The sequence below is a fragment of the Symbiobacterium sp. genome (assembly GCF_040797425.1).
GTDB lineage: Bacteria > Bacillota > Sulfobacillia > Symbiobacteriales > Symbiobacteriaceae > Symbiobacterium.
The window spans coordinates 109701-119501 of sequence record NZ_JBFNEH010000004.1 but is presented as its reverse complement, the minus strand read 5'-3'; the positions used below and the strand labels follow the sequence as shown (position 1 = coordinate 119501).

Below are 9801 nucleotides of genomic sequence, written 5' to 3'. Positions count from 1 at the left end.
GGAAGCCGATCACGAGGGCGGCCAGCAGCGAGATCCACCAGGCGGCGTGCTGCGCCCCGGGGCCGGTGGTGCTGAAGAAGATGGGGCCAACCGGGTTGCCGTCTGCATCGCGGCCGAAGAGCGGCGCGGCCAGCAGCAGGACCAGGAGGCCCACCATGGCGGCCGGCATGATCCACCCCATCACGGGGGCCATCGGCCGGCTCTTGCCCAGGCTGTAGCCCCGGCGCAGGAAGAAGGTGCCCGCCCAGATCCCGGCCACGAAGCCAAGAATGCCCACGGCGGCGTTCCAGTCACCGCCGCCCAGCCGCAGGAACGCCCGCCACGGACAGCCGAGGAAGACCAGGGCGCCAATGGCGGCGATCACGCCCATGATGTAGCGCACCAGCGGCGATGAGCCGCCCCGGGCCCGCCACTCGCCTGTGACCAGCGCCGCGACCAGCGCGCCGAGCACCATGCCCGGGATCTCGGGCCGGATGTACTGCACCGCCGCCGCCCGGTGGAGCCCGAGGGCGCCGGCGATGTCGCGGCTGAAACAGGCCACGCAGATCCCCATGTTGCCCGGGTTGCCCAGCTTCACGAGAATGGGCGCCAGCACGCCAACCGCAATTCCGGTGATGATGACACCCCAGCGACCTGCGAACAAGTTCTTCAGCGACATGGAACGAATCTCCCCCTCCTATTGGTACTAGTTCGTATATTTGACGCGTTGGAAAGAATACCTTTCCAACCTGGGGTGCCCGAGTATGTGCGGAACACCTTCGCCCGGGGGGCGTGCGCACCGGGCGATTCCGGCATGCTCACCGCCGCCGCAAGACCGGCGCGCGAAAAACGCCGGGGGAGGTGTGCCCTCCCCCGGCTTGCGCGTGCCAGTCGTCTTACTGCTCCTTCGGCCCGCCCTCGCCGGCGGCGCCCACCGACGCGGCCGACGGGGCCGTGCGCCGGAAGACGATCTTGCCGTCCTGGTCCACGTCCACCTGCACCTGCTCGCCGTACTGCAGCGGGTGAGCCAGCATCTCCTCCGCCAGCGGGTCCTCCACCAGCCGCTGAATCGCCCTGCGCAGCGGCCTGGCGCCGTAGTGCTGGTCGTACCCCTCCGCGACCAGCTTCTCCAGGGCGGCGTCGGTGATGGTCATGGTGACGCCCTGCTCCTTCAGCCGGTCGGCGACCTTCTTCACCTCGAGGCGGACGATCTGCTTCAGGTGATCCTTGTTCAGGTTGTGGAAGATGATGATCTCGTCCAGACGGTTGATGAACTCGGGCCGGAACAGCCGCTTCACCTCGTCCATGACCCGGCTCTTCATCCGCTCGTACTGGCCCTGTTCGTCCTCCTGCACGGTGAAGCCCAGCTGCTTGTCGCCGCGGATGACCTGGGCGCCGGCGTTGGACGTCATGATGATCACGGTGTTGCGGAAGTCGACGGTGCGGCCCTTCGAGTCCGTCAGCCGGCCGTCCTCCAGCACCTGTAGCAGGATGTTGAACACCTCGGGGTGCGCCTTCTCGATCTCGTCCAGCAGCACCACCGAGTAGGGCCGGCGCCGAACGGCCTCGGTCAGCTGGCCGCCCTCGTCGTAGCCCACGTATCCGGGCGGGGCGCCCACGAGGCGGGAGGTGGTATGCCGCTCCATATACTCCGACATGTCGATGCGGATCATCGCGTCCTCGTCCCCGAACAGGGCCTCGGCCAGGGCCCGGGCCAGATGCGTCTTGCCGGTGCCGGTGGGCCCGAGGAAGATGAACGAGCCGATCGGCCGCTTGGGATCCTTCAGGCCGGAGCGGGCCCGCCGGATCGCCCGGGCGACCGCGGCCACCGCCTCGTCCTGGCCCACCACCTTCTCGTGCAGGATGTTCTCGAGGTTCAGCAGGCGCTTCGACTCATCCACCGTCAGCTTCGCGGCCGGGATGCCGGTCCACTGCGAGACGATGGTGGCGATGTCGTCCTCGGTCACCACCGACTTCGAGGTCACCTTCTTCTGCTGCCACTCGTTCTTGAGCCGCTCCAGCTCCTCCTTCAGCTTGGTCTCCTTGTCCCGCAGCCGGGCGGCCTTCTCGAACTCCTGCCCCTGGACGGCGGCCTCCTTCTCCTTGCGCACCTCCTCCAGCTTGTCCTCCAGCTCCTTCAGGTTGGGCGGGGCCACGAAGGTGGACAGGCGCACGCGGGAGGCGGCCTCATCGATGAGGTCCACGGCCTTGTCGGGCAGGAACCGGTCGGTCACATAGCGGTCGGAGAGCCGCACTGCGGCCTCGATGGCGGCGTCGGTGATCTCCACCCGGTGGTGGGCCTCATAGCGGTCCCGCAGGCCCTTCAGGATCTTGATGGTGTCCTCCGGGGACGGCTCGTCGACCATTACCGGCTGGAAGCGCCGCTCCAGGGCGGCGTCCTTTTCGACGTGCTTGCGGTACTCGTCGATGGTGGTCGCACCGATGGCCTGCAGCTCGCCGCGGGCCAGGGCCGGCTTGAGGATGTTGGAAGCGTCGATGGCGCCCTCAGCCGCGCCGGCGCCGATGATGGTGTGCAGCTCGTCGATGAAGAGGATGATGTTGCCCGCGTTGCGGATCTCCTCCATCACCTTCTTCAGCCGCTCCTCGAACTCGCCCCGGTACTTGGAGCCGGCCACCAGCGACGCGAGGTCCAGGGCCACGACCCGCTTATCCTTCAGGATCTCCGGAACGCGCCCTTCCGCGATCCGCTGGGCCAGCCCCTCGGCGATGGCGGTCTTGCCCACGCCGGGCTCGCCAATCAGGACCGGGTTGTTCTTGGTGCGGCGGGAGAGAATCTGGATGACCCGCTCGATCTCCTTTTCCCGGCCGATCACGGGGTCGAGCTTGCCGTCGCGCGCCATCTGGTTCAGGTCGCGGCCGAACTGGTCGAGCGTGGACGTGCTGGTCTTCGGCCCCTTGGCCTTGGCCACACCCGGGGAAACCGAACCCGAGGGCGGGTTGGGCACCCCGCCGAGCAGGTGGATCACCTGGTTCCGCACCCGGTCGAGGTCGGCCCCCAGGTTCTGCAGCACCTGCGCCGCGACGCCCTCACCCTCCCGGATCAGGCCCAGGAGGATGTGCTCGGTGCCCACGTAGTTGTGGCCCAGGAGGCGCGCCTCCTCGATCGCCAGCTCCACCATCACCTTCTTGGCCCGGGGCGTGAAGCCGATCTCGCCCCGGGTGGAGGCGGAGCCCTTGCCGATCATCTTCTCGACCTCGGCCCGGACCTGCTCCAGCTGAATCCCCAGCGACTGCAGCGCCTTGGCGGCGATGCCCTCGCCCTCCCGAATCAGCCCCAGGAGCAGATGTTCCGTACCCACATAGTCATAGTTCAAACGCCGGGCCTCATCCTGGGCCAGCACGATCACGCGCTGGGCCCGTTCGGTATAGCGGCTGAACATGCGTGACTTACCCCCTATCCTCCTGTCTATTCCGCGTCCGCTCGGTGTGCACTGCCTACCATGGAATCAGACCCAATATGGTACACGGTGCCTCGCCGTACCCAAGACCGAACAGCACACACGGCAATCAGGGGACACGAACCGACACGCTACACTGTCTTGCACATGAAGCCGAAGCTGAACGGTACGTGCAGACGATCAGTCCCGATCGGCGCCGCCCGTACGGCCTGCGGCGGGAGCCGAAATCCCGTGGTCTCACCGTTTGGGTCCGTCGCGCGCGGCGCACCGATACGGCACGATCAGGCCGCCAGTTGCGACCGGATGAGCGCCGCCCGCTTCACGTCGCGCTCCAGCGGGTTCAGTTCCCGTCCTTCCGCCCGCTGCAGGAACGCCGGCTGCATCGCGATCATGAGTTCATTCAGCGTGCGGTAGCTGATGGCGGGCAGCACCCCCAGAGCCACGCCGAGCCGCACATCGGAGAGGAGCCGCATCGCCTCCTCCGACGTGATCACCCGCGCGTTGGAAAGGAGCCCGTAGGCCCGGGAGACCCGGTCCTCGATCTGCAGCCGCATCTCGCGGTACAGGTGCTGCCGGGCCTGTGCCTCGGTATCGATCACCGTCCGGGCGATGGCCTCGAGGTTGGAGATGATCTCCTCCTCCGCCTTGCCCAGGGACGTCTGGTTCGAAATCTGGAAGATGTGGCCAGCCGCCTCGGTGCCCTCGCCGTAGAGGCCCCGCACCACCAGTCCCAGCTGGGACAGGTTGTGGAACAGCCGCCCGGCCTGCTGGGTCAGTACCAGGGCGGGCAGGTGCATCATCACCGAGGCCCGGAGGCCCGTGCCCACGTTGGTCGGGCAGGCCGTAAGGTAGCCGAGCTGCTCGTCGAAGGCGTACTGAAGGCGCTGCTCCAGGGCATCGTCCACCTGCGACGCGGTCCGCCAGGCCTCCTGAAGCTGCAGGCCCGGCGTCAGAACCTGGATGCGCAGGTGGTCCTCCTCGTTGACCATGATCGAGATCGACTCGTCGTCGGAGATGGCCACCGCCTTGGTCGCCGCGTCCTTGGCCTGCTGGGGGCTGATCAGGTGCTTGTCGACCAACACCTGCCGGTCGAGCGGCGTCGTGCCGCCCAGCCGGTAGAGGGTCACCTTGGACGGGAAGCCGACCAGGTTGATCTCCCGCACGCCCTCCTCGGCCGCCTTGAGGAGCTTCTCCGTGTCGGCGTCCGACATGCGCTGCGGGAAGGGCAGGTCATACAGGTTGCGCGCCAGCCGGATGCGGGAGGAGAGCACCACTTCCGGGTGGGGTCCCGTGCCCTCGGTCCACCGGCTCGAAGCCCGCGTCACCAGCTCACTCCAGCCCACGGTCCTCACCTCCGGCAGCGATCTCGGCCTCCAGTGCGCGAATCTGGTCACGCAGGCGGGCCGCCTCCTCGTACCTCTCGCTCTGCACCGCGGCCTGCAGCTGGGTCCGCAGCGCCGCCAGGTCGCGCCGCTTGCGGGCGATGCCGCCGGTTCGCTTCGGCACTTTGCCGCTGTGGGCAGTGGTGCCCTGGATCCGCTTGATCAGCGGCAGGAGCTGCTGCTCCATCTCCTGGTAGCACCGGGCGCAGCCCAGCACACCGGCCTGGGCAAACTGGCTGTACGTCATGCCGCAGTACCGGCAGGTCGGCTCAGCCTTCAGCTGCGCTTTCGGGGCCCCCGGCCCCTGCAGCGCCTGCCCGAGGAAGGAGCTCAGCAGGTGCTGGATGGACAGGTTCGGGAAGGAGAAATCGGCGATGGCGCCGACCTCCCGGGCACACTCCACGCACAGATGGGACTCCTGCTTCACGCCATTGGTCACCACGGTCTGATGCACCGTCGCCTCGCGCTGGCCACACCGTTGGCACAGCATGACCACCCACCTCCTTAGAAGCGCAGGATCGCCATGAGCATGGCGCGCAGAAGGTCGGCGCGCACCATGTCACGGGCGGGCAGGTCAAGACGCAGCGCCTCCCGCCTGAGGGCTGCCTGCATGATCGCCGCCTCCCGCTCGTTGATGATCCCCTGCTCGAACAGGCGGGCGACGATGTCGAGGGCCTCGTCTTGCGTGATGGCGTCGCCGATCTGCCGCTGGATCAGTTCCTGCAAGTCCTCGACGCGCTCGATTTTGAGTCGGATGATGCGGATGTAGCCGCCGCCACCCCGGCGGCTCTCCACAATATAACCTCGCTCCGGGGTAAACCGGGTCGACAGCACGTAGTTAATCTGCGACGGTGCGCAGGCAAATCGGGCGGCCAGCATGGCCCGCTGGACCTCCAGGGTCTCAGACCTGCGGAGGAGATCTTTGAGGTACCGTTCGATCTCGTCTGCCAGATTGGCCACGGCCGCTCTCCCTCCTTGACTTTATTTGACCTTTCTGCCTACCACTTTAGCCGCTTACCGGAGAACGCGCAAGCACCATCTGACACGGCATTCGTCCGACAAGCCTCAGTTTTCCCCGCCGCACTCCCGCGGAGACCTGATTTGATGTTATTTGACGTTTATGCGCCTGATCCGGCGGAGGTTTGCGCCGCGGCCGTCAGACCACCTCGTAAATGTGGCACTTGAGGTAGTGGCTCTCGTCGTATCCCACCAGAATGGGATGGTCCGGAGCCTGCGCCCGCTCCTCCACCAGGCGCAGCCGGCGGCGGGCGTCCAGGGCGGCATCGGCCACCACCGCCTTGAAGAGGTCGGGGGTCATGTGGTACGAGCACGAGCAGGTGACGAGGAACCCGCCCTCCGAGAGCATCCGCAGGGCCCGCAGGTTGATCTCCTTGTAACCGCGCACCGCCCCCTCGAGGGCCGCCCGGTTCTTGGCGAAGGCTGGCGGATCGAGGATGATCAGGTCGAATCGCTCCCGGTTCGCTTCCATCTGGCGCAAGATGTCGAACGCGTTGCCCGCCACAAAGCGGATTCTGTCGCTCAGGCCGTTGCGAACCGCGTTCTCCTGCGCAGCGGCCAGGGCCTGCTCCGAGACATCGACAGCGACGACCTCCCGCGCACCGCCCGCGGCGGCGTTCAGGGCGAACCCGCCCACGTTGCAGAAGCAGTCCAGCACGCGCCCGCCGGCCGCGTAGGGGCGGACCGCCCGGCGGTTCTCCCGCTGGTCGAGGAAGTAGCCGGTCTTCTGCCCCTCGGCCACGTCCACCGCGATCTCGAGCCCGTTCTCCACGATGGTAAGGCGCGGATCGAACTCGCCCCGCAGGTAGCCCTTGCGCTCCTCCAGGCCCTCCAGGTGCCGCACCGGTACGTCGTTGCGCTCGTAGATGCCCCGGGGGTGCAGCAGATCGTCGAGGATGTCCACGATGTCCGGCAGCCAGCGGTCGATGCCCAGCGCAAGGGTCTGCACCACCAGTACGGACCCGAACTTGTCCACGATGAGTCCTGGCAGGAAGTCGGCCTCGCCGAAGACCACACGGCAGGCGCCCGTGTCCGACAGGACCCGCTGGCGGTACGCCCAGGCCCGCTCCAGCCTGCGCCGGAAGAAGTCCCGGTCGATGGGCTCGTCCCGGTTCGTCAGCATGCGCACGATAATCTGGGAGCGCGGGTTGATGTACCCCTTGCCGAGGAAGCGCCCGCGGAAATCGACGACGGACACTACGTCCCCCGGCGTCACCTCGCCCCGCACTTCCTCCACGTCGTCCCGAAACACCCAGGGGTGCCCTTCCTGAATGCGCCGGTGGCGCCCCCGAGCCAGCTGAACAACCGCCATTCCCAAACTCCTCTCTGGGGCCCGTTCAACCCTATCTTACTGTTCTCCCCCGGGAAGGCAAAGTACACTCTGGCCTTCGCGGCGACCGTCCCCGCCCCCGCACCGGGTCGCGGCGCGCACGGCCCTTCCGGTGCAGGACATGGAACGCCCGGTCGGCGGGCAGGCTATGCACCGAGGGGGAGATGGCGATGCCCGAGCGTAAGAACCGCCACGAAAGCGTCCGGACCACGGTCACCGGAACCCACGCGTCAGGCCAGCACCTCACCGACAGGGCGGTGCGGGGCGAGGTCGACCCTGAGGTGCCCACCGAGGGGCTGGTCTGGATCGAGCGGGAGGATCTGCGTAAGCAGCGGATGGCCCGCAAGGGCGACATGCGGAATGCGCAGGCGGCACCGAACCACCCGCACCTCGCCGGGGAGCCGGAGACCGGCGGCCGCCAGTGAGAAGGAAAAGCTCGCCTGCCCGTGCGGCTGGCGAGCTTCGTTGATCTCCTTCGGTGGAAGGATCGGGAGGCCTACTCCGCCTCCTCCTTGCGGTTGGCCGCGGACGCCTCGATAACGGCCTTGGCGACCTGGGCCGGGACCTCCTCGTAGTGGTCGAACTCCATCGTGAACTGGCCGCGCCCCTGGGTCATCGAGCGCAGGTCGATGGCGTACCGGTGCAGTTCGGCCAGCGGCACCATGGCCCGGATGACCTGCTTGCCGCCGCCGATGGGCTCCATGCCGGCGATGCGGCCGCGCTTCTTGTTCAGGTCGCCCATGATGTCGCCCATGTACGCCTCGGGCACCACGACTTCCAGCTTCATGATCGGCTCCAGGAGGACCGGCTTGGCGTTCATGAAGGCCTGCTTGAACGCGTTGCGGGCGGCGATCTTGAAGGCCATTTCCGAGGAGTCGACCTCGTGGTAGGAGCCGTCAAGCAGCGTGCAGCGCACGCCGGTCACGGGGTAGCCGGCCAGCACGCCATCGGCCATGGTCTCCTGCACGCCCTTGTCCACGGCCGGGCGGAAGTTGAGCGGAATGGCGCCCGCGAAGATCTTGTCGACGAACTCGTACTCCCCGTCGTACAGCGGCTCGATCTCGATCTTGCAGTGACCGTACTGGCCGCGGCCGCCGGTCTGCTTCTTGTGCTTGTACTCGCCCTGGGCCTTGCCCTTGATGGTCTCCTTGTAGGCGACCTTCGGCTCGGTGAGCACGGCCTCGACGCCGAACTTGCGCTTCAGCCGCTCGATCATCACGTCGACGTGGGTCTCGCCCAGGCCGGAGATAATGGTCTCGGAGGTCACCGGGTCGCGCCGGACGGTGAAGGTGGCATCCTCCTCGGCCAGGCGCTGCAGGCCCGAGCCGATCTTCTCCTCATCGCCCTTGGTCTTCGGGTGGACCGCGACCGAGTAGACCGGCGTCGGGAAGTCCACGGGATCGAGCAGCAGCGGGTTGGCCTCCTCACCCAGGGTGTCGTTGGTCTGGGTGACGGCCAGCTTGGCGACGGCGATGATGTCGCCCGGGCCTGCCTCGGTTACCGGCTCCTGGCCCTTGCCCTTGGGGATGAAGATGTTGCCGATGCGCTCGGTGCGGCCGCGCGTCAGGTTGTACACCGTCTGATCGCTGGTGATCTTGCCGTTGAAGACCCGCATGACCGTCATGCGGCCGACGAACGGGTCTGCCGTCGTCTTGAACACCAGGGCGCTGACAGGCTGGTCCTCACCGATCGGCCGGCTCACCGGCTCGCCGTCCGGGGTCTTGCCCACCAGATCGCCGCGGTCCGCCGGCGACGGCGCATACGTGGCGATGGCGTCCATCAGCGTGCTGATGCCGATGTTCTTGGAGGCCGCAGCCACGAGGACCGGCACGATGTCGCCCTTGTGCACGCCCAGGCGGAGCCCCCGCTCCATCTCCTCCTGCGAGAGCTCGCCCTCTTCGAGGAACTTCATCGTCAGCTCGTCATCGGCCTCGGCCGCCAGCTCCATCAGCTTGTCGCGGATTTCGCCGATCTGACCCTCGAGTTCGGCGGGGACGGCCTCCTCCTTCACGGTCTTGCCGGAGAACACGTAAGCCTTCCGGGCGACGACGTCCACGACGCCCTTGAAGCTGGCCTCGGACCCGATCGGCAGCTGGAACGGGACCACGGGCCGCCCGAAGGCGCCCTCCAGCGCCTCCAGGGTCTTCTGGAAGTTGGCGTTCTCCCGGTCCATCTTGTTGATGACGATCAGGCGGGAGACGCCGGCCTTCACCGCGTGTTCATACGTGAGTTCCGCGCCCACCTCGACGCCGGCCACGGCGTCGACCAGCAGGATGGCGGTCTCGACCACCCGCAGGGCGGCCTTGACCTCGCCGACAAAATCAAAATACCCCGGAGTATCCAGCACATTGAACTTCAGGCCCTTCCACTCCAGCGGCGCGATGCCCATGGAAATGGAGACCTTCCGCCGGATCTCCTCGGGGTCATAGTCCATAACCGTATTGCCCTCGTCAACGCGCCCAAGCCGGTCCGTAACGCCGGCGTTGTAGAGCATGGCCTCGGCGAGCGATGTCTTCCCCGCGCCGCTGTGGGCGATGAGGGCCAGGTTCCGCACCTTGTCGACAGCAAATCTTCTCAAACTCCATCTCCTCCTCAACGGTTGATGGAACTGCGCTCAGCCGGGGGCCCCAGGCAATACGATTCGGACTTGCGTGTCGGCTACAAGGGGCTCGGC

General features: G+C 67.1%; 8 protein-coding genes. 1 reads left to right on the top strand and 7 read right to left on the bottom strand.

The features are described from left to right. The 6 genes from yedE to AB2385_RS02415 all read right to left on the bottom strand — a co-directional run. Window positions 1-658 (bottom strand): YedE family putative selenium transporter (yedE, locus tag AB2385_RS02440; protein ID WP_367653328.1); only part of this gene is annotated, 658 nt, incomplete at its 3' end. Window positions 659-875: 217 nt separating this feature from the next. Continuing rightward, complete coding sequence (locus tag AB2385_RS02435; protein WP_367653327.1) at window positions 876-3380, bottom strand: ATP-dependent Clp protease ATP-binding subunit; 2505 nt, start codon at window positions 3378-3380, stop codon at window positions 876-878. 299 nt (window positions 3381-3679) lie between these two features. Then, the gene (locus AB2385_RS02430) at window positions 3680-4741 is read right to left on the bottom strand and encodes a protein arginine kinase (protein WP_367653326.1); all 1062 of its coding nucleotides are present in this window, start codon (window positions 4739-4741) and stop codon (window positions 3680-3682) included. Further along, complete coding sequence (locus AB2385_RS02425; protein WP_367653325.1) at window positions 4728-5270, bottom strand: UvrB/UvrC motif-containing protein; 543 nt, start codon at window positions 5268-5270, stop codon at window positions 4728-4730. The genes AB2385_RS02430 and AB2385_RS02425 overlap by 14 nt, the downstream gene beginning before the upstream one ends. 14 nt (window positions 5271-5284) lie before the next feature. Beyond that, the gene (locus AB2385_RS02420; protein WP_367653324.1) at window positions 5285-5740 is read right to left on the bottom strand and encodes a CtsR family transcriptional regulator; all 456 of its coding nucleotides are present in this window, start codon (window positions 5738-5740) and stop codon (window positions 5285-5287) included. A gap of 196 nt (window positions 5741-5936) precedes the next feature. Then, window positions 5937-7109 carry a class I SAM-dependent rRNA methyltransferase gene (locus tag AB2385_RS02415; RefSeq protein ID WP_367653323.1) on the bottom strand — a complete coding sequence of 391 codons (1173 nt, stop codon included), beginning with the start codon at window positions 7107-7109 and terminating at the stop codon, window positions 5937-5939. A 188-nt stretch (window positions 7110-7297) separates the two neighbouring features. Between AB2385_RS02415 and AB2385_RS02410 the strand changes: the two genes are divergently transcribed. Further along, complete coding sequence (locus AB2385_RS02410) at window positions 7298-7552, top strand: hypothetical protein (RefSeq protein WP_367653322.1); 255 nt, start codon at window positions 7298-7300, stop codon at window positions 7550-7552. A 71-nt stretch (window positions 7553-7623) separates the two neighbouring features. Here the strand turns inward: AB2385_RS02410 and fusA are convergent, their stop codons facing one another. After that, a complete protein-coding gene (fusA, locus tag AB2385_RS02405) occupies window positions 7624-9705 on the bottom strand; it encodes an elongation factor G (protein WP_367653321.1) in 2082 nt (693 codons plus the stop codon). Between the last annotated feature and the right edge of the window lie 96 nt (window positions 9706-9801).